A 19,849-nucleotide genomic window follows, 5' to 3' on the forward strand; every position below is an offset into this window, starting at 1 on the left:
AGCGGCGCCCCCCCAGGGCGCCGCGCTGTTTTGTCCGCGCGGCCGCCAAACTCCTTAAAATAGGCGGTCTCCAGCAGGAAAAAAATCAAAGGAACCACACATGGGCTTTCTCGCCGGCAAACGCATCCTGGTCACCGGGGTGCTTTCCAACCGCTCCATCGCCTACGGCATCGCGCGCGCCTGCCACCAGCAGGGCGCCGAACTGGCCTTCACCTACGTCGGTGACCGCTTCAAGGACCGCGTGGCCGAATTCGCCGCCGAATTCGGCAGCGACATCGTGCTGCCCTGCGACGTCGCCGAGGACAGCCAGATCGAAGCCACCTTCGCCGACCTGGCCAAGCGCTGGGACGGCCTGGACGGCCTGGTGCATTCCATCGGCTTCGCGCCGCGCGAAGCCATCGCCGGCAACTTCCTGGACGGCCTGTCGCGCGAGGGCTTTCGCATCGCCCACGACATTTCCGCCTACAGCTTCGCAGCCATGGCCAAGGCCGCGCTGCCGCTGATGGAAGGCCGCAACGGCTCGGTGCTGACCCTGACCTACCTGGGCGCCGAGCGGGTGGTGCCCAACTACAACACCATGGGCCTGGCCAAGGCCTCGCTCGAAGCCAGCGTGCGTTACCTGGCCACGGCGCTGGGCCCGCGCGGCATCCGCGCCAACGGCATTTCGGCCGGCCCGATCAAGACGCTGGCCGCCAGCGGCATCAAGGACTTCTCGGCGATCCTGAAGTTCGTCGAGGCCCAGGCGCCGCTGCGCCGCAACGTCACCATCGACGATGTCGGCAACGTGGCCGCGTTCATGTTGTCGGATCTGGCCGCCGGCGTCACCGGCGAAATCACCCACGTCGACGCCGGTTTCTCGACCGTCGTCCCGGGCATGGAAGAGTAATTCCGCGGGTGGGCCGGGCGCCCTGCCCGGTCACGTTCCGTGCCGGGTGGCCCCCCACCCGGCACGCCGGCGTCTCAGGCCGGCCGCACGATCAGCGTGGACACCTGCACGTCCACCGCCGTCATCAGCTTGTGGATGGGGCACTTCTCGGCCACGGCCAGCAATTCGTCGATCTGCGCGTCCGACAACTCGCCATGCAGCGTCAGCTTGGCTGTCAGGCGATAAATGCCTTTGCGTTCTTCGCTCGCGTCGCGCACCACGTCCACCCCCACCGATTCCAGCGGCAGGCCCTTGCGCTGCGCATAGACCATCAGGGTCATGGCCTTGCAGCCGCCCAGCGCCGTGTCGAAATAGTCGTGCGGATCGGGGCCGGCCCCTTGCGGCTGCGGCATGTCCAGCGGCAGGTCGCGGCCTTCGGCCGTGGCGGTGAATTGCAGGGTGTTGGGCGCGTTCTGGCGCACGTGGATAGTCATGGGCGGAAGTCCTCGCGTTGCGGGCGGCGCGCGCGGCCGCCCCAACCCAGGTTGTAGCATCCGCCGCCATCGGGCCGCCCCGGTGCAACATCCATTTCTGACTGTAAGCTGAACTTCCGTCCGGAACGGCGGTCGGACATTCCTGTCCGCAAGAGGCTTGCACACACAGGAAACCCGCATGAGCGCCAGACAACTTCTAGACCAATTACTGCAATCCGGCCAGGGCCTGTTGGCCGACGCCGGCTCGACCGTAAAAAACGCCACCGGCGGCAAGGGTGGCTCGCTCCTGGCCGGCCTGGGCGGCGGCGCCCTGGGGGCCGGCGCGCTCGGCCTGCTGCTGGGCAGCAAGAAGGCCCGCAAGATCGGCGGCAAGGTCGCCATGTATGGCGGCATGGCCGCCCTCGGCGCCCTGGCCTACCGGGCCTACGGCGACTGGCAGCGCAACCAGGCCGGCGCGGCGGCCGCGCCGCCGCAGACGCTGGACCGCCTGCCCGCGCCCGAGGCCGAGCAGCACAGCTCGGCGGTGCTGAGCGCGATGATCGGCGCGGCCAAGGCCGACGGCCATATCGGTCCCGAAGAACGCAGCCTGCTGGAAACGGAGCTGGCCAAGCTGTCCAACGACGCGCAGGACCGCGGTTGGCTGGAAGCCGAGCTGTCGCGCCCACTCGATCCGGCCCAGATCGCGCGGGCCGCCAGGACGCCCGAAATGGCGGCCGAGATGTACCTGGCCAGCCTGTTGGTGGTGGACGAGGAAAGCTATATGGAACGCGCCTACCTGGATGAACTGGCGCGCCAGCTCAAGCTGCAGCCCGGCCTGAAGGAACAGCTGGAGCAGCACGCCCGCGCCGCGGCCTGACGGTCGCCATGGCGCGACCGGGGGCCGCAACCCTCGGCCTGGCTGGGCGCCATGCGCCCGGGCAGGCCTGGGTGAAGCCCGCTCAATCGGCCCGCAGGCCGATCGCGGCGGTCAGCGCCGTGTAGCGGTCGATATCGGCATTGATCATGTCCTGGAACCCGCGCGGCGTGCTCGTGGCGGGTGTGAAGCCCTGCTCGCGCAGGGCTTTCTGCACATCGGCGCGCTGCATGACGCGCGTGGCCGTGGCATTGAGCTTGGCAATGACGGCCGGCGGCGTGGCGGCCGGCGCCAGCAGGCCATGCCACTGATCCAGCGCATACCCGGCCACCCCCTGTTCGGCCACCGTCGGCACGGTTGGCAGCAGCGGGGAACGCTGCGGCGAGGTGACCGCCAGGGCGCGCAGCTTACCCGCCGCGATCAGGGGCGCGGCGCTGGAAGCCGTGACCACGCCCATACCGACCTGGCCCGACGCCACGCCGGTCAGGGCCGGCCCGCAGCCTTTGTAGGGCACATGCTGCAACACCGCGCCGCTGGCCCGGGCCAGCATCTCGCCCGCCAGGTGCTGCGGCGTGCCGTTACCGCAGGAGGCGAACGCCAAAGGATGATCGCGCCGCGCGGCATTGCGCGCGTCGTCCAGCGTGCGCAGCGGCGATGCCGCCGGCACCACGAATACGGACGGTACGAAGGCCACGTTGATCACCGCCGCGAAGTCGCGTTTGGGCGCGAAGCCCAGATTGCGGTAAACCCCCGGGTTGATCGCGAACGAACTGTTGACCATCAGCAGGGTGTAACCATCGGGCGGCGCTTCGGCCACGATGCGGGCGCCGATGTTGCCACTGGCGCCAGGCCGGTTCTCGACCACCACCGGCTGGCCGAACTGCTCCTGCAGGCTGGCGCCCAGGCGCCGCGCCAGCAGGTCGGTGCCGCCGCCGGGCGGGAAAGTCACCACAATAGTGATCGGGCGGCCGGGGTAGGCCGCGTCGGCCGGCGTGTCGCCGGATGGCGGGTTGCCGCAGGCGGCCAGCGCCAGGGCCAGCAGCAAGGGGGAAAATCGAAGCGCGCGTTTCATGATGCGTGTCCGTGGCGGCGGGCCGGGCTCAGGCGTCCAGGCCGATGTCCAGCACCTTGGCGCTGTGGGTCAGCCAGCCCACCGCGATCTGGTCGACGCCGGTGGCGGCCACCGCGGCGGCGGTGTCGGGGGTGATGCGGCCGGATGCTTCGGTGATGGCGCGGCCGCGCGCCATGGCGACAGCCTGGCGCAGCTCGTCCAGGCTCATGTTGTCCAGCAGCACCACGTCCACGCCCAGCGCCAGCGCGGTTTCCAACTGCGCCAGGGTGTCCACTTCCAGTTCGATCTTGACCATGTGGCCAACGCCGGCACGGGCGCGCCGCACGGCGGTCTCGACACCGCCGGCCAGCGCGATGTGGTTGTCCTTGATCAGCACGGCGTCGTCCAGGCCGTACCGGTGATTGCTGCCGCCCCCCACCCGCACCGCGTACTTCTGCACCGCGCGCAGGCCTGGCATGGTCTTGCGGGTGCAGGTGACGCGGGCGCCGTAGCCGGCGATGGCGCGGGCGATGGAGGCCGTGGCCGTGGCCACGCCGCTCAGGTGGCAGAGGAAGTTCAGCGCCACCCGTTCGGCGCTGAGCATGGCGCGGGCATTGCCACGCAGCGTGGCGATTTCGGTGCCGGGCGCCAGATCCGCGCCATCGCGTTGCGCCACGCTGAACTCGATGGCGGGATCGAGGGCGCGGAACGCCAGGCGCGCCAGGTCGAGCCCGGCCAGGACGCCATCCTGGCGCGCCACCAGGCGGGTATGCGCCACCGCGTCAGCCGGCACGATGGCGTCGGTGGTCAGGTCGCCGGCGCGGCCCAGGTCTTCGAGCAGGGCCGCGCGCACCAGCGGCTCCAGCATGACATCCGGCAGGGAGGGAATGGCCAAACGGGGGGCAGGCGCTTCAGCTTTAATGCTCATTTTGAGTATTTTGTGGTTAAAAAAAGGCGCGCACACGATGCGCAGGCACTTATGCTAGAGATGAGTATATGCGCTTGTCAAGCGTCACAGGCTGCGCGACAAGGGCAGCTTGCTGCCGGCGATGGCGCGCTCGAGCAATACGTCGCGGCGGAAGCGGAACAGCTTGGCGGGCCGGCCCGCCGTGCCGGTCGCCATGTCGCCGGTCTCTTCCACCAGCGCCTGCTGCTCGATCAGACGGCGGAAGTTCTGCTTGTGCAGGCCGCGCCCGGCCAGGGCTTCGACCGCCTGTTGCAGTTGCAGCAGGGTGAATTGCGCCGGCATCAGTTCGAACACGACCGGCCGGTACTTGATCTTGGCGCGCAGCCGCGCGATGCCGGTGGCCAGGATGCGGCGATGATCGTGGCGCATCGGCTCGCCCGGCACCAGCGCGGCCGCCGCGCCCGGTTGCCGCCGCGCCGCCTCGGGCACCAGGCCGGCCTCGAACAGCAATTCATAGCGCTGCAGCACCATGTCTTCGTTCCAGGCCGCGCCGTCGAGCCCGAAGGTGATGGCGACACGCTGTTGGCGGCGCTTGCGCAGCGCGGCGTCGGCGGTATCGTCGCACCAGGCCCGCAAGCGCGGCACGATCAGATCGTCGACCAGCGCCGTGTCCGCGCGCCGGTCTTCCCAGGGGAAATAGCGGTACCAGTCCTGCCAGCCGACTTGCGCCACGCCGGTCTCGCCAGCCTCGCGCGTGAGGCCGAGATAGCTGACCGACATGACGCGCGCGCCCGACTCGTCGGAGCGGTCGCCGTCGGCAAAGGTGTAGAGCTGCTCGACATAACCCAGCGGATGATGGGTCTGCGCCTCGACCCAGGCGCGCAGGCCGGCCTGCAGCGAACGGTGGGACAGTTCGAACGGCCCGGCCGGCAGCGCCCGCGCGTCTTCGGTCGTCAGCACGCGCGGCTCGCCATGGGTGACGGCGACCAGGACGGCGACGAGTTCGGCATGCAAGGAGCGTTCGACGGATTCGGTCAAGGTGGGCAGCTGGAAATGAAGAAGGCCGGGCGCGGTCGCGCGGTGTCGCGCCGCCCCCGGCAGTGGCGCTGGCGCGACGGGGACACGCGCTCGGCATTATAAGGGCCGGGGCCGGCGGCAAAGGCGGCCCGGGCGCTGCAACAGCCCCTTGCAAACGTGACAGCGCAATCCGCGCGGCGCGCCGCCCGCGGCCCTAAGATGAGGAGAGATCCCTGGCGCGTCGCCATCCCGGGACGCCCGCAACCGGAGACTTCATCATGCTGAAAACCGCCAGCGATTCCTCCCGCGCCGCACCCCCGCCGACGCCGGCCGTCGATCCGCGCAAGGGCACCGAAATCCTGCCGATGCCCGACCAGAGTCCCATGGTGGCGGGCATGCCGCGGCAGGGCCGCGCCATCGAGCCGCCCGGCGACCCCGGGGTCATTACACCCGAGGATGACGTGCTGGATACCTCGCACGAAAACCGCAAGCGCTGACGCGCGGGCCGCGCGCGCCGGCAGGCTGCGCGCGGCGTCTCAGCCGACCTTGGCGACCGCTTCCTGGCGCGTGTCGACCACCGTGAGGATGGCCAGGAATCCGCTGATATCGAATACCTCGCGCACATGCGGCTGCATGGCGCAGAGCGCGAGCGCGCCCGAGGCCTGCTTGAGCCGCTTGGCCAATACCAGCACCACGCGCAGGCCGGCGCTGGAAATGTAGTTCAGGTTCGACATGTCGAGGACAAAGCGGCGCTCGCCCTTTTCCACGTGCGACAGCAAGTCCGCCTCGATGCCCGCGGCGTTGCCGCTGTTGATCTGACCTTCGGGCGCGACAACCAGCACTTCCCCGACTTTCTCGACTGCGAGATTCATAGTGGTTCCCGGAAATTGACCAGCGCCCCGATCCCTGCAATTCGGCCGCGGCGCAATGCCGAGATGATACGCGAGGCGCCCGCGCGGCCAAGCGCGAAATTGTGCCAGGACAAGCACGATGCGCGCCCCCCATACGCCAGCCGGCCGCAATCGGGCATACTTCCACCTGCACGTGTACCCCTGAACGCAAGGCGACCATGCCCCCTCAGTCCGATACGCTTGACCTCGTCCCCGACTCCCGCGCCGTCGCTTGCGCCATTGAATGGCTTGAAGCCATCGCCGAGCGCGAGGCCTGGTCGCCCAAGCTGAGTTTCGGTCTGTCCTTGAGCCTGGACGAAGCGCTGACGAACATCGTTTCATACGCCTTCGACGATCCCCTGCAGGCCCCCGAACCGGCCCGCGTCCACCTGGCCTGCCGCCAGGACGCCGAGTGGATCTCGCTGGAGATCATCGACAATGGCCGGCCGTACGATCCCACCCTGACCCCGCCTCCCCCATTGGCCGCCTCGCTCGATGATGCCGAAATCGGCGGCCACGGCGTGCGGCTGATGCAGCACTATCTGCATGACCTGCGCTACGCGCGCGCCGGCAACGAGAACCACCTGACGCTGGTGATGCGCGCCGCATGACTTCACCGGCGCGCCATATCAAGACGCGCTATCGAGTTTGAGCAACACATAGACAGAAAGTACCGAACCAGAGCCGGTCATCTGTCACTCATGCATAGACTGCGCGCCGGTTGCGCGCAGCCCACGTCCAGATGCCGCCCGTGAACGCTCCCTATCGTCCAGAAGGATTGCTTGCCCGCCCCCTGTATGCCCGCGTCGACGCGGGCGCCGTGGCCCATAACCTGGCGCGCTTGCGTGCCGCCCTGCCCGCCGCGGGCGCGCCGCGGCTGTGGGCCACTGTCAAGGCCGATGCCTACGGCCATGGCCTGGCGCGCGTGCTGCCCGCGCTGCGTGAGGCTGACGGCCTGGCGGTGCTGCACCTGGATGAAGCGCGCGCCTGCCGCCGGCTGGGCTGGGACGGCCCGGTACTGGTCTATGGCGGGCTGTATTCGCAAGCCGACACGCTATTGCTGGACTCGCCGCACCTGCACCTGGTGATCACGCACGCCGCGCAATTGCAGTGGCTGGCGCAGGCGCCCGCCGCCGAGCGGCCGGCGGTCTGGCTGCGCTTTGCCGGCGACATCCACCACACCGGTTTCTGCGCCGATGACTACCGCGCCGCATTCGCGCTGGCGCGCGAGCTGTCCGGACGCGGACTGATCGGCGAAGTCGGCCACCTGAACCACTATGCGCGCGCCGATGAAGCCGACGGCGTGGCGCAGGCCGACGCGCGCTTTCGCGACGTGATCGCGGGCCTGCCCGGCCCGGTCTCCACCAGCAATTCCGCGGCGATGCTGGGCCATGCCGCGCGGGCCGCCGCCACCCAATGGGTCCGCCCGGGCCTGGCGCTGTACGGCGCCAGCCCCTTCGCCGAATGCAGCGCGGCCGCGCTCGGCCTGCTGCCGGCCATGTCCCTGCACTCGCAGGTCGTGGGCATCCAGCGCGTGCGGGCGGGTGCCGGGGTCGGCTACAGCGCCGCCTTCATCGCGCCCACGGCAATGGACGTGGGCATCGTCACCTGCGGTTATGCCGATGGCTATCCGCGCCATGCGCCCACCGGCACGCCGGTGGTGGTGGCCGGCGCGCGCACGCGCCTGCTGGGGCGCGTGTCGATGGACATGATGGCGGTGGATCTCGGTCCCGTGCCCCAGGCCGCGATCGGCGCGCCCGTGACGTTATGGGGCGCCGATGGCCTGCCGGTCGAGGAAGTGGCGCTGGCGGCGGGCACCATTGCCGCGCAATTGCTCACGGGACTGAGTGCGCGCGTGCCGGTGGCACTGGCCGGCGCGCGTTGAATGGCAGCGCCCCGGCACCGCAGCGACCGTCGAACCGCCGCGGCGGCGCGCGCCGGGGCCGCAGGTTCAGGCCGTGTCCTGGCGCGGCCGGGCCGGCGCGAACAACAGGAACAGCACGGTGGCGGCCAGATAGATCACACCGGTCGCGGCCAGCCCCGCGCCCATGCCGGCGGCGCCGAACATCGCGCCGACCACCAGCGGCCCGGCCATCTGGCCAAGCTTGTCGGCGGCGCGCATGACGCTGGTGGCGCCGGCCGCGCCGTAGCGCTGCACCTGGGGCAAGGCCAGCATGTAGGGCGATTGCGAAGCGCCGGCAAAGCAACTGGCCAGCGCCAGCAACAGCACCGCGGCGGCGGCGGCCAGCAGGCCGCTGTTGAAGTACAGGCCCAGCATGCCGAGGCTGCCCACCAGGCCGCCCAACACGATCCAGCTTTTCTTGATGCTGCTGCGGTCCACCACGCGGCCCATCAATGGTCCGACGTAGATGACACACAGGCCGTAGATCATCAGCACGCGGCCAATGCTGGAAGCCGCCACGCCTTCGGCCTCCAGGTACAGCGGCAGGGCAAACGACAGCAGCCCGACCTGCGCGATCGAGAATGGAATCACGCTGCCCAGCAGCAACAGGCCGAAATCGCGCGTGAACAACAGCTTGAGCGTCTGCGAGAGATGCGCGTGGGCGCGGACCGCGGCCTGCGTGGCCGACTTGCGGCCGCGCTCCATGTAGGGGCGCATCAGGATGAGCACGCCGGCCAGCGGCATGACCAGCATCACGGCGCCGACCGCGAACACCGCGCGAAAGCCCACCTGCTCCATCAACATGGCGCCCACCGCCGCGCCCGACAGGTGCCCGGCGAACAGGCCGGCGATCACGCCGGTCATGTTGCGGCCGCGGTACAGCGGCGGACTGCGCGTCACGATAAAGCCTTGCAGGCCCATCCAGGTCAGGCCGTAGCCCAACCCCACCAGGCCGCGCGCGGCGCTGAACATCCACAGATTGGCGGCCGCCGCGCACGCCAGCATGCCAGCAGCGGACACGCCCAGGCCGGCCAGCACCGGCACCTGCCAGCCCTTGCGGTCGGTGAGGCGGCCGGCCAGCAGCGAGGTCAGCAGCCCGCAGCCCATCTCCACCGAGATCGGCAGGGCCAGCAACAGATTGGCCGGCAGGTCCAGCCCGCCCGCGGGCAGGCTGCGCGCATAGAGCGGCAGGAAGCCCAGCGGCAGCGCCCAGGCGAACAGGAAGCCGAACATCACCGGCCGCGCGATACGGCCCACCTCGGACTCATCGTCCGGGCCGACGCGGCTGCCGTCCGGCAACGTGGCGCGCGCGGCAAAGGCGCGGTTCATCAACAACGCCAGCAGCAGCAACATTTCGATCGCGGCCACCAACGCCACCGCCACAACCGTCACGGCGTCCAGCGCGCGGCTGCGCACGCCGGCGGCGATGACGTCGCCGGACAGGCGCAGCACCAGATCGCCATGCGCCTTCGGATCGGCCAGCGCCGAGCCCACCGGCAGCACCAGCGTCAGGTCGTCGGCCTGCGGGCGGACCGGCGGCAGACCCGCCACGTCGATCGCGCCGCGCGCGTCGGCGCCATACAGGACGCGGCCGTCGCGATCGGTCAGTTCGATCTGCGCCACCGCCGGAAACGTCGCGGCCAGGCGCGTGAACGGCGCCTCGACGCCGCGCAGCCGGTCCACTTCCAGACCGTAGCCAAGCACCCGGTTCAGGTCGCGCTGCAGGCCTTCGGCCAGCAGGCCGACGTTGTTGCGCGTGACCTCGAGCCAGCCGCTGCGGAAAGTGGAGATGGTGTAGGCGGCGTACACGCCCTGCGCCAGCATCAGAGCCAGCAGCGGCACGACGAAACGCGCTCGGCCGCCAGCGGCCAGCGAGGTCAGCGGCACGATGTATTTGAAGACGGCGGCCAGACCCAGCCCCACCAGCGCGGTAACGGCCAGCAGCACCTGCAGGTTGTCGAGGAGCAAGCGGCGGCTGGCCTCGCCGTCCTGGCTGGCCGACAGCACCACGGCCCCCAGCGCCTTGCCGCCCGCGGCGCTCAGCGGCACGGCGACGGTCACGCGATCGCCGGCCACCGCGACCAGGGCGCCGGAACCGCGCCGCGCCACGCCGGCGGCGGTCGCGCGCCCCGCGTCCAGGGTGCGCGCCAGGTGTGCCGCGTCCTCGGGCAACTCGCCCTGCGTCGCCAGCGCCTGGCCATCGGCCAGCAGCACCGCGGCGCCTTGCACCCCGCGCGAACCGGCCAGGCCATCGCGCAAGGTGTCGCGCAGGCCGAAATACTGTTCCAGCGGCTTGCCCAGGCGCAGGCCATTCTCGATATTGCCGGCCACGCGCCGCGCCACCACTTCGACGCGATCGGCGGTGGTGTCGACCACCAGGCGGTTCAGGGCCGACAGGCTGAGCGCGCCGATCAGCGCCTGCGCCAGCAGCAGCACGGCCAGACAGGCCAGCGTGACTTCCAGGACCGGGCGGCGGCGCAACCCATCGAGCACTATTTGTATTGGTTCGCTACGCATGAGGCCACGCCGTCGCAAAGTATTTACACACGGGCACCAATGGTATTTACAATTAATGCAAATTGCATCTTATTTCACGCCTTCACCTCATCCGCCTCCCCTTGCCCCCATGTCGTTGCGCTCGCTCCGTAGCAAGATTTTTCTACTGGTCGTAGCGCTGCTTCTGGCGGTGGCGGCATTCGTGATGCTGACCTCGCAGCGCAACGTCACGCGCACGGTGATGAACAGCGAACGCCATGCCGTCAGCAACGTGATGGAACTGGTGCTGCGCGATGCCGAGGCCCGCTGGGGCGCGCTGCTGGCGGACAAGATCTCCACCGTGCGCAGCGGCCGGCGCCAGCTGATGCAAAGCGGCACGGTGGTCGCGGCGGCGCTCGGCACCTACGCCGACCTGGCCGACCGCGGCCTGGTGACGCCGGGCGCGGCCAAGGGCATGGCGCGCGCCTGGATCAACCGCCTCAAGCTCAACGACCGCCGCTACGCCTTTGTCTACGATGCCGATTTCCGGGTGCTGGCCAGCGGCGACCCCGACATGATCGACCGCGATCTGTCGACGCTGTCCGACTTCAAGAACCGGCCGCTGGCACAAGCGTTGCTCGAGGAAAGCCGTACCTCGGGCTATGGCTTCGCCATCTATCGCTGGCCGCCGTCGGCCCAGCGCGGCGACGGCGAAACGCGCTATGCCTATTTCGGCTATTTCCGTCCCTGGAACTGGGTATTCGCCATTTCCGACAGCGCCCAGGATGTCATCGAGCAGGTCGACAACCGCCGCGCCCAGTTGGAAAACTCGGTGCGCGACACGCTGACGAAGCTGACCCTGGCACAGTCCGGCTTCATCTTCATTGTGGCCGACGACGGCCGCATGATCGTGCCCCCGCCCGAGGCCCGCGCCGGTCTGATGGAGGTCCGCGACCAGGGCGGCACGCCCCTGCGCACGCTGCTGGCGCGCCAGGACGCCAATGGCAAGCTGCAAAGCCTGCGGTTCGATGGCGGCAACGGCACCTGGCGGATCGACAGCGCGCGCTTCGCGCCGTTGGGCTGGACCGTGGTGGCGGCCGTGCCCGAAAGCGACCTGACGGCGCCGGCGCGCGAACTGCTGAACCGGCAGGCGCTGATCTTCGTGGGCATGATGCTGGTGGCGCTGGTGTGTGCCTGGCTGGTGGCGGCGCGCATTGTCAGGCCGCTGGAAACGCTGACCCACTATGCCCGCCAGTTGCCCGAGCAGGACCTGACCGCGGCCGCCAGCGTGCCGGCCCATATCGCCGCGCTGCCGGACAAGCACAAGGACGAGGTCGGACGCCTGGCGTCGTCGTTCCTGTTCATGGACCGCAAGCTGCGCGAGAACGTGGCCCGCTTGATGCGCGAGACCACCGCGCGCGAACGCTTCGAGAGCGAACTGAACATCGCCCGCGCGATCCAGCTCGGCCTGCTGCCGGTGCCGCTGTCGCCGCTCACGCGCGAACAGGTCGACCTGAACGCGGTGATGCTGCCGGCCAAGGAAGTCGGCGGCGATCTGTACGACTACTTCACCCTGCCCGACGGCCGGTTGTGCCTGGCCATTGGCGACGTGTCGGACAAGGGCGTGCCGGCGGCGCTGTTCATGGCCGTCACCCGCACGCTGATCCGCGCCACCGCCGAGGACGAGACCGATCCGGCGCTGATCATGCAGAAGATCAACAACCGCCTGTCCGAGAACAACCCCAACATGATGTTCGTCACGCTGCTGGTCGGCGTGCTCGACCTGACCACGGGCGAACTCAAATGGGCCAATGCCGGCCATCTGCCGCCGGCGATCGTGGGCGCCGATGGCGTGGTGCGGCTGCTGGAAGGCCGCAGCGGCCCGGCCTGTGGCGTGCAGGAAGACCTGCAATACCGCTGCCTGTCGACGGTGCTGGCGCCGGGCGAGATGCTGGTGGGCTACACCGACGGCATCACCGAGGCCGTCAATCCGCACAATGCGCAGTATGGCGATCCGCGCCTGCTGGCCGTGCTGTCCAACCCTCCCGTGCCGGCGGCCAGCCTGGCCAAGCGTCTGCTGGAAGACGTGCAGGCGTTCGCCGACGGCGCGGAACAATCCGATGACATCACCCTGATCGTGATCCGCCGCCCATGAAGACTTCGCTGTCCACCCTCTTGTTGAGCCTGGCCCTGCTGGCGCCCGCCGCGAGCCACGCCCAGGCCGGGGCGGCGCCGTCCCCGGCCGCCACTGCCCCCTCCCAGGTGTTCCCGACCCACCCCGTGACGCGACCGGACGGCAAGAAATGGCGCATCGGCTATTTCGAGAGCGGCGACTACAGCGAGTATCCCCGCACCCTGCGCGTCACGGTCGAGGGCCTGCAGAAGCTGGGCTGGATCACCGTGCCGGCCATTCCCGATGGCCTGAACGGCAGGCAGATGTGGAACTACCTGGCCGACAACGCCCACAGCGACACGCTGGAATTCGTGCGCGACGCCTGGTGGCAGCCCGGCAACTTCGACGCCGCCCAGCGGCCCGCGGTGCGCGAGGCCATCAAGCAGCGGCTGGAGAGCAGGAAGGATATCGACCTGATCATCGCCATGGGCACCTGGGCCGGCCAGGACATGGCCGCGATGGGCGCGCCGGTGCCCACCATCGTCGCTTCGACCAGCGACGCGATCGGCGCCCGCATCACCCGTTCGGCGCAGGACAGCGGCCTGGACAACCTGCATGCCCGCGTGCAGCCCGAGCGCTATCAGCGCCAGGTGCGCCTGTTCCACGAAATCGTGCCGTTCAAGCGTCTCGGCCTGGTGTACGAAGACAGCCCCGAAGGCCGTACCTACAGCGCGGTCGACGCGGTCGAGCAGGTGGCGCGCGAGCAGGGCTTCAAGGTGGTGACCTGCAATGCGCCATCCAATGGCATCCCGCAGGAAGCCGCGACCCGCAATGCGCTCGAATGCTATGCCAAGCTGGCGCCGCAGATCGATGCCGCCTACGTCACGGTGCACCGGGGCGTGACCCCGGCTTCGATCGACACGGTGGCCGAGATCCTGCGCCAGGCGCGCGTGCCGAGCTTCTCGATGCTGGGCTCCGAAGAGGTCAAGCACGGGCTGCTGCTGAGCCTGGCCCAGGCCGACTATTCCTATGTCGGCCTGTTCTACGCCGAGACCATGGCGCGGATCTTCAACGGCGCCAAGGCGCGCGAATTGAGCCAGGTCTGGATCGATCCGGCCAAGATCGCCCTGAACCTGCAGACCGCGCGTGTCATCGGCTTCGATCCGCCGGTGGATATTCTGCTGGCGGCCGACGAAGTCTACGAGGCGCGGTAACGCTCCGTTGCCAGACCTCGGCGGGAAAACCGCGCGATAGCATAAAATCCGCGTACGTGTCGCGGCGATGGAACCAAAGCGCCAGCCGGGTTACTCAACCACAGGGGCTGTTGAATCTCCTACGGGCCCGACCTTGGACACGCCGGATTTATTGGCTGCATGACAATTTCATCGGTTACCCCTTCCTCGCCGTTCGTCTCTCTCGAAGCCTTCGCCAAGGCGGCGCAGAGCGGCCAGGACGTTTATGTCGACATCGCCGGCGAAAAGCTGCAGGTCCTGGGCATGGGGACCACGCCCGGCGGCCGCAGCGTGGCGTGGGTGGCGCCGAATGTCGACACCACCAGCCTGTTCGCGCAGGCGCTGGCCCACAGCTATGGCCAGGGCATCGCCAGCGCGGTGTCGCGCGAGCTCGGGCTGGAACCCAACCCCGGCAAGCCGCTGGCGGCCCGCACCGTCGCGCAGGCGCTGGACATGGCGCAGACCTCGCGCGATGCCCTCTCGGGCGTCGACTTCCTGACCCGCCTGGCGGTCTCGGCCAGCGCCGATACCCCCGCCTTCCAGCAAGCCTGTCGCGACACAGGCGTGGCTGCCGCCAGCCTGGACGCCAGCCGCCGCGATGCGCTCGACCAAGCCATGCAGGCACGCTTCGAGCAGGCGGCCCTGTCGGGGCAGAGCCCGGTTTCGCTGGCCACCGCCGCCGCCTGGTTGCGCGACCAACTCAAATCCGGCTGACACCGGTCCCCTCGCCGATCGAGATTCCGCTCTCCGGAATATCGCCACCATCGATTACTTGTTTTTACATATCTGACGCAAAAAATCTTACTTTTGCCTCAATATTTCGATTTTCGAAATATTGTGACACCGGTAAGCTGCGATAATTCGCCGCAGACCGGTAGTAACTTGTAGCTGAATACACGTTTCTTTTCCCAATCCATGACCCATCCCAGCGACTGCACAGCCGCTTCCGCCGAGACGGATTTGCCGCCCGTTCGCGCTGACGGCGAGGGGCGGGGTTGGGACATGGATGAACAATATCTGCTGCGCGACCTGGTGCGGGAGCACTCCACCCGGCTCCAGCGCTTCATCATCAAGCACATCGGCAACACCACCGAGGCCGAAGACCTGGCCCAACAGGCTTTTGTCGAAGCGGCCCGCTCATACCGCAGCTTCCGCGGCGAATCGCAACTCTCCTCCTGGCTCTACGGCATCGCGCTGAACCTGGTGCGCAACTATCTGTCGCGCGCCCCCGAGCGCCGCCATGATTTCGTCAGCGACAGCCTGCTGGCCGAGCATGCCACCAGCGACCTGTCCCCCGATCGCGTGCTGGAACAGAACCAGACCCTGGCCTTGCTGCAGGAATCGCTGGACGAACTGCCGGAAAACATGCGCGACATCCTTCTCATGGTCGGCATCGACGAGATTTCGTACGAAGACGCCGCCGCGCTGCTGACAGTGCCGGTCGGCACCGTGCGCAGCCGCCTGTCGCGCGCCCGTGCGGCCCTGCGCGAGAAGCTGGCCCAGAAAGGGCTGCGGCTCGACGACTGAGCCGCCCCCTCCGCGGCCATCCGAAGGCATCCCCCCGCATGGCCATGCGCCCCGGCTAGGGCGCCCTGCCCGTCCCCGGCGCCGCCACCGGCTCGACCTGGATCACCGGACCTTGCTGCGCGCTGGACTTGCCTTCCAGCAGCGGCGCCGCCGAGGGCGTGCCATCCAGCCATTCGGAGGCGCGCACCGGCCCGTTGCTGCGGCGCAATTGCACGTTCGGCCCGAACACGATGCGGGTACGCTGGCTTTGCGCCAGGTCGAGATACTGCCCCGCCGTCATGCGGCCTTCGCCGCCCCAGGTGGCGTTGAGCATGGGGCCGGTGCCGGACACGCCGGGCGTGGCCACCACTTCGCCATTGATCGCCACCACCTTGGGCCGGATCAGGAACAGGCGCTCGCGCCGCTGCACGGTCTTCGACTTGTTCGAGAACAGCAGTCCCAGGCCCGGGATGTCGCCCAGAATCGGCACCTTGTCGACCTGCTCGGAATTCTGGCTGCTGTTGTAGCCGCCGATCAGCAGGGTCTGGTCGTTGCCAACGATGGCCAGGGTGCTGATATTGCTCTTGCGCACGGTCGGCAGGTTGTCGATCTGGCGTTCTTCCTGGATGCGGCCGTCCTCGATATCGACCGTCAATTCGACGCGCGCGCCGTCCTTCGACTCGATGTAGCGGGGCGTCACGCGCAGCGACGTGCCCACGGTCACCGGCGTCACCGTCGCCACGCGTTCGCCGCGGGTCTGGATGTAGAAGGTGTCGGACAGGTCGATCATGGCACCGAGGTTGTCCGCGGTCAGGATCGACGGTTGCGACAGGATGTTGGCCTGGCCCTTGGTCTGCAGGGCGCGCAAGCGCGCCGCCAGCGTGTTGCCGACGCTCACGCCGATGGTGCCGGGCGACAGCGCCGCGCCGCTTTCCAGCGGCAGCCCGCCGCTGGTGCCCAGGCCCAGGTTGCCATAGCCGAACGTGGTCGAACCGGCGCGCGCGCCCCAGGTCACGCCCAGTTCGCTGACCAGGTCCGAATTCACATCCACGATCATGGCTTCGATCTCGACCAGCGTGCTGGGCAGGTCGAGCTGCTCGATCAGGCTGCGGTAGATGGGGATTCGGTCGGGAATGTCCTGCACGATGATGGCGTTCAGGCGCGCATCGGCCTGTACCGTGGGTTCGCGCAGGCGCAGCCCGGATTTGCCGGTGGCCGCGGGCGCGGCCGGCTGGGCCCCGGCCTGGCCGGCGGCCCCATCGCTGCCATTGACCTGCGGAAAGGCCGGCGGATTGTCGCGCAAGGGCGCCGCGATGGCGGCCAGGGTTTCATTGTTGGCGCCACCGCCGCCGCCCGTGATCAGGTTGCGCAGCACGGTCGACAGGCCCGGCGTCACCACCTTCTGGTCGCGGTAGCTGATGGTGCGGTCATTGACCGAGGCGTGCTTGAGCCGGAACACCGCCACCTGCTGGCCGCCCGCCCCCATCGGCAAGGCGGCCACGGTGCGTTCGACCAGGTCGACGTAACCGGGCGGGCCGGACACCAGCGCGATGCCTTGATCGGGCAGCTCGCCCCAGCCGAAGCGCGGGTCCAGCACGCCGAGCTGCTGCAGCGCCTGGCGCAACGCGCTGATGGAGCTGCCCATGGCGCTGACCGAGCGCGTCTTCATGTCGTTGGTACGGCTGACGAACAACGTGCCGGCGTAGACGAACCAGTTGAAGCCGTACACCCCGCCCAGCCGGTCCATGAACTCGGTCGGCGAATTGGCGTTGAACTTGCCGTTGACCGTGCCATTGACGTTGGGCCCGAGTTGCAGCGACAGGCTGAAGCCGCCGGCGAATTCGCGCAGCAGCGTCTGCAGGTTCTCGTCGCGGGCATAGTAGCTGTAGGGCACGTTCGGCCAGTTGGGCGCGGACTGCGCGCCGGCCGCCAGGCCCAGCGACAGCGCGGTCGCCAGAATCATCCGCTTCAACACTCTTTCTCCTCGGGCCGCATGCCCGTAACGCGTATTCATGCCAGCCGCCGCACGGCGCCGGCCCAAAAAGACAGTGCATTGGCAAAAGCCCCCACGGCCTCGTCCAGCGCCAGATCGCCGCTGGCCGGCTGCAGCGTCTGTTGCAGCCACAGGGCCCGGTCCTGCGGGTCGACCACGCAGCAGGCCGCATGGCGCGACAGCATGCCGGCGGCCAGCTTGCCAAGCTCGATCACCAGGGCATCGCGCTCGGCCTGCCCGGCCGGCAGCGGGCACAGGCGCGCGCTCAGGGCCAGCCACCCATCGCGCGCCGGCTGCAGATGCACGCGATAGGCCTGGTCGATCACCACGGTGAGGCGGCCATCGGCGCGGGTCGAAGGCGGCAGGCCGTGGCGCGCCGCATAGGCCGAAATCAGGGGGTGCTGGGATGCATTCATGTCGGGTCTTCCGGATTGCCGGCCAGCTTCCTGACCAGCCGCAGGACTTCGGCGACCGGCTCGATCAGCTCGCTGGGAATGTATTGATCGGGTTGCGCGGACGCCATCAGCGCCCGCGCCAGGGGAATGTTCTGCATCACCGGCACGCCAGCCTCGCGCGCCGCTTGCATCATCTGCTCGGCCAGCGCGCCCTCACCCTTGGCCAGCACCACCGGCAGCGGCGTTTCGTCGGGTTCGTAGTAGATCGCCACCGCCAGGTGGGTGGGATTGGTCACCAGCACCGACGCCTTGCGCGTGCTGGCGACGGCGCCATGCATCACCATTTCCTGGTGCAGGTGCTTGCGCTTGTGCTTGATGTGGGGGTCGCCCTCCATCTCCTTGAATTCCTGCTTGATGTCTTCCTTGCTCATCATCAGCCCCTTGCGGTACTGCATGCGCTGCCAGACGAAATCGGCCAGGGAAATCACCACATATGCCACCGCGATGTTCACGATCAGCGTGCGCATCATGCCGCCCACGCCCGCCTCCAGCCCGGCCAGGCCGCTGTGCGGCACCGCCATCAGCTCGGGCAACGCATCACGCACCACCAGCGTCACCAGCACCGACAGGAACGCGATCTTGATGATGGATTTCAGCAACTCCACCAGGTTTTTCTTGGAGAAGATGTTCTTCAGGTTGCTCATCACATTGAGCTTCTTGGCTGAAGGCTTGAGCTTCTCGAACGCCAGCACCACCCCCACCTGCAGGAACTCGGCGAACATGCCGATCACCAGCACGATCAGCACGAACGGCAGCACCAGGTAGACGGCCTCGCGCAGGGCCGCCTCCAGCGCCACCGGCAGCGCCTGCTCGAACGGCTGCCCCACCAGCGTCGACGGAATCAGGACCAGCCGGCCCAGGGCCTCGATGATGCCGTGGGCATTGCCCAGCATGTAGCCGAACAACGCCAACACCAGCAGCGTCTGGGTGAAGTCCTTGCTGTGCGCGACGTCGCCTTTCTGGCGCGCTTCGCGCAGCTTCTTCTGGGTTGGCTGTTCGGTTTTTTCGCCGCTCATGGCGCCCGCCATTGGTTGTCCAGGAACGGCAAGGCCACGCCGATCTGGCCGGTGGCCTCGGCGGCATACTCGAACAGCGTGCTCATGTACAGCACCATCACCAGCAATGCCAGCGCGCTCTTGATCGGCATGGCCAGGAAGAACACCTGCAATTGCGGCGCGAAGCGGCTGACCAGCGCCAGCCCGACCTCGGCCAGGAACATCGAGATGATGGCGGGCGCGGCGAACAGCAGCGTCAGCCGCAGGAAACGGCCCAACTGGTCCAGCATCAGCGGCACGCTTTCGCGCCGCAGGGTCGGCGCCCAGTCCCACAGGTCCCAAAGACGGAAGCTGTCGTACAGCATGGTCAGCATCAGCATGAAGCCGCCGCCCACCAGGAAGAACACCATGAACGCCTGGTTGAACAGGATGCCCAGGGGCGACGAGTCGTTGCCGGTGGCCGGGTTGATGGTGGCGCCCAGACTGGCGCCGCGCTGGTTGTCGACCACGAAGCCCACCGCCTCGAAGATCCAGAACGGAATCGCCACCAGGAAGCCCATCACCAGGCCGATGAAGACTTCCTTGGCCACCAGCAGCACCAGATCGACCGCGCTCAGCTCGATCACGGCGTAGCGCGGCGCCAGCGCCGGCACCAGCACCAGGCCGATGGCGGCGCACAGGGCGTAGCGCAGCATGCCGGGCAGCAGCTGGCGGTTGAACAGCGGCAGCATCGCGCACAGCGCCAGAATGCGCGGCTGCGTCAGCGCCAGCGTCCCCAGGAAGACTTTGGCTTCGGCGTAAGTGATGCCCGAGATCATGATGGCCGGCCGCTCCTAATGGATCTTGTAGAAGAGGTCGAACACGGAAATCGTGAAGTTGTACAGCTCGGCGCTGAGCCAGCGCGCCGTCAGCATGATGGTGGCGAACACCGCGATCAGCTTGATGGCGAACGACAGCGTCTGTTCCTGGATCTGCGTCAGGGCCTGGAACAGCGAAAACAGGGTACCCACGATCGCCGCCACGGCGATCGGCGGCAGCGACAGCCACAGCACCAGGTAAAGCGCCTGGGTCATGTACGAGACAAGATCGACGGTTCCCAT

General features: G+C 68.4%; 20 protein-coding genes. 9 read left to right on the forward strand and 11 right to left on the reverse strand.

Annotated features, from left to right (window positions below; translation table 11 throughout):
• Positions 1-100: 100 nt before the first annotated feature.
• The gene (gene fabI, locus K2W61_RS04630; RefSeq protein ID WP_175134486.1) at positions 101-886 is read left to right on the forward strand and encodes an enoyl-ACP reductase FabI; all 786 of its coding nucleotides are present in this window, start codon (positions 101-103) and stop codon (positions 884-886) included.
• Positions 887-960: 74 nt separating this feature from the next.
• Here fabI and K2W61_RS04635 read toward each other — a convergent pair whose 3' ends face one another.
• Complete coding sequence (locus K2W61_RS04635; protein WP_175134485.1) at positions 961-1,359, reverse strand: OsmC family protein; 399 nt, start codon at positions 1,357-1,359, stop codon at positions 961-963.
• A gap of 178 nt (positions 1,360-1,537) precedes the next feature.
• Here K2W61_RS04635 and K2W61_RS04640 point away from each other — a divergent pair, with 178 nt between their 5' ends.
• A complete protein-coding gene (locus K2W61_RS04640) occupies positions 1,538-2,215 on the forward strand; it encodes a tellurite resistance TerB family protein (protein WP_175134484.1) in 678 nt (225 codons plus the stop codon).
• Positions 2,216-2,297: 82 nt separating this feature from the next.
• Here K2W61_RS04640 and K2W61_RS04645 read toward each other — a convergent pair whose 3' ends face one another.
• The 3 genes from K2W61_RS04645 to K2W61_RS04655 all read right to left on the reverse strand — a co-directional run bounded on the left by K2W61_RS04645 (position 2,298) and on the right by K2W61_RS04655 (position 5,208).
• The gene (locus K2W61_RS04645) at positions 2,298-3,284 is read right to left on the reverse strand and encodes a tripartite tricarboxylate transporter substrate binding protein (RefSeq protein ID WP_175141625.1); all 987 of its coding nucleotides are present in this window, start codon (positions 3,282-3,284) and stop codon (positions 2,298-2,300) included.
• A gap of 28 nt (positions 3,285-3,312) precedes the next feature.
• Entirely contained in the window at positions 3,313-4,191 is an 879-nt protein-coding gene (nadC, locus tag K2W61_RS04650) for a carboxylating nicotinate-nucleotide diphosphorylase (protein ID WP_175134482.1), read from the reverse strand.
• An 84-nt stretch (positions 4,192-4,275) separates the two neighbouring features.
• Positions 4,276-5,208, reverse strand: coding sequence for an NUDIX hydrolase (locus tag K2W61_RS04655; protein WP_175134481.1), 933 nt, complete (start codon positions 5,206-5,208; stop codon positions 4,276-4,278).
• A gap of 257 nt (positions 5,209-5,465) precedes the next feature.
• On the opposite strand from K2W61_RS04655, the gene K2W61_RS04660 reads away from it, so the two are divergent.
• Complete coding sequence (locus K2W61_RS04660; protein WP_175141626.1) at positions 5,466-5,684, forward strand: hypothetical protein; 219 nt, start codon at positions 5,466-5,468, stop codon at positions 5,682-5,684.
• Between the two features lie 39 nt (positions 5,685-5,723).
• Here the strand turns inward: K2W61_RS04660 and K2W61_RS04665 are convergent, their stop codons facing one another.
• Complete coding sequence (locus K2W61_RS04665) at positions 5,724-6,059, reverse strand: STAS domain-containing protein (RefSeq protein ID WP_175134479.1); 336 nt, start codon at positions 6,057-6,059, stop codon at positions 5,724-5,726.
• Between the two features lie 197 nt (positions 6,060-6,256).
• On the opposite strand from K2W61_RS04665, the gene K2W61_RS04670 reads away from it, so the two are divergent.
• On the forward strand, positions 6,257-6,688 hold the full coding sequence (locus K2W61_RS04670) for an ATP-binding protein (RefSeq protein WP_175141627.1): 432 nt from the start codon (positions 6,257-6,259) through the stop codon (positions 6,686-6,688).
• A 131-nt stretch (positions 6,689-6,819) separates the two neighbouring features.
• Positions 6,820-7,962, forward strand: coding sequence for an alanine racemase (gene alr, locus K2W61_RS04675; RefSeq protein WP_236755117.1), 1,143 nt, complete (start codon positions 6,820-6,822; stop codon positions 7,960-7,962).
• A 66-nt stretch (positions 7,963-8,028) separates the two neighbouring features.
• Here the strand turns inward: alr and K2W61_RS04680 are convergent, their stop codons facing one another.
• On the reverse strand, positions 8,029-10,497 hold the full coding sequence (locus tag K2W61_RS04680) for an MFS transporter (protein WP_236755118.1): 2,469 nt from the start codon (positions 10,495-10,497) through the stop codon (positions 8,029-8,031).
• 109 nt (positions 10,498-10,606) lie between these two features.
• Here K2W61_RS04680 and K2W61_RS04685 point away from each other — a divergent pair, with 109 nt between their 5' ends.
• The 4 genes from K2W61_RS04685 to K2W61_RS04700 all read left to right on the forward strand — a co-directional run bounded on the left by K2W61_RS04685 (position 10,607) and on the right by K2W61_RS04700 (position 15,327).
• Positions 10,607-12,610, forward strand: a complete 2,004-nt coding sequence (locus K2W61_RS04685; RefSeq protein ID WP_175141629.1) for a SpoIIE family protein phosphatase — start codon at positions 10,607-10,609, stop codon at positions 12,608-12,610.
• Complete coding sequence (locus K2W61_RS04690) at positions 12,607-13,782, forward strand: ABC transporter substrate-binding protein (protein WP_236755119.1); 1,176 nt, start codon at positions 12,607-12,609, stop codon at positions 13,780-13,782. The genes K2W61_RS04685 and K2W61_RS04690 overlap by 4 nt, the downstream gene beginning before the upstream one ends.
• A gap of 159 nt (positions 13,783-13,941) precedes the next feature.
• Positions 13,942-14,514 (forward strand): BspR family type III secretion system anti-sigma factor, encoded by a 573-nt coding sequence (locus K2W61_RS04695; RefSeq protein WP_236755120.1) that lies wholly within the window; start codon positions 13,942-13,944, stop codon positions 14,512-14,514.
• Positions 14,515-14,802: 288 nt separating this feature from the next.
• Positions 14,803-15,327, forward strand: coding sequence for an RNA polymerase sigma factor (locus K2W61_RS04700; protein WP_236755121.1), 525 nt, complete (start codon positions 14,803-14,805; stop codon positions 15,325-15,327).
• Between the two features lie 55 nt (positions 15,328-15,382).
• On the opposite strand, the gene sctC is transcribed toward K2W61_RS04700, so the two are convergent.
• Genes sctC through sctS form a run of 5 tightly spaced genes read right to left on the reverse strand, consistent with a single transcriptional unit; the run spans position 15,383 to position 19,849 of the window.
• The gene (sctC, locus tag K2W61_RS04705; RefSeq protein WP_175134545.1) at positions 15,383-17,269 is read right to left on the reverse strand and encodes a type III secretion system outer membrane ring subunit SctC; all 1,887 of its coding nucleotides are present in this window, start codon (positions 17,267-17,269) and stop codon (positions 15,383-15,385) included.
• 47 nt (positions 17,270-17,316) lie between these two features.
• Positions 17,317-17,715: a CesT family type III secretion system chaperone gene (locus K2W61_RS04710; RefSeq protein WP_175134472.1), complete on the reverse strand. Its 399-nt coding sequence runs from the start codon at positions 17,713-17,715 to the stop codon at positions 17,317-17,319.
• The gene (gene sctU, locus K2W61_RS04715; RefSeq protein WP_175134471.1) at positions 17,712-18,770 is read right to left on the reverse strand and encodes a type III secretion system export apparatus subunit SctU; all 1,059 of its coding nucleotides are present in this window, start codon (positions 18,768-18,770) and stop codon (positions 17,712-17,714) included. The genes K2W61_RS04710 and sctU overlap by 4 nt, the downstream gene beginning before the upstream one ends.
• The gene (sctT, locus tag K2W61_RS04720) at positions 18,767-19,567 is read right to left on the reverse strand and encodes a type III secretion system export apparatus subunit SctT (RefSeq protein WP_175134470.1); all 801 of its coding nucleotides are present in this window, start codon (positions 19,565-19,567) and stop codon (positions 18,767-18,769) included. Before sctT ends, sctU begins: the two co-directional genes overlap by 4 nt.
• A gap of 15 nt (positions 19,568-19,582) precedes the next feature.
• The gene (gene sctS, locus K2W61_RS04725; RefSeq protein ID WP_175134469.1) at positions 19,583-19,849 is read right to left on the reverse strand and encodes a type III secretion system export apparatus subunit SctS; all 267 of its coding nucleotides are present in this window, start codon (positions 19,847-19,849) and stop codon (positions 19,583-19,585) included.

It is taken from the genome of Achromobacter pulmonis, from assembly GCF_021733725.1.
GTDB lineage: Bacteria > Pseudomonadota > Gammaproteobacteria > Burkholderiales > Burkholderiaceae_B > Achromobacter > Achromobacter pulmonis.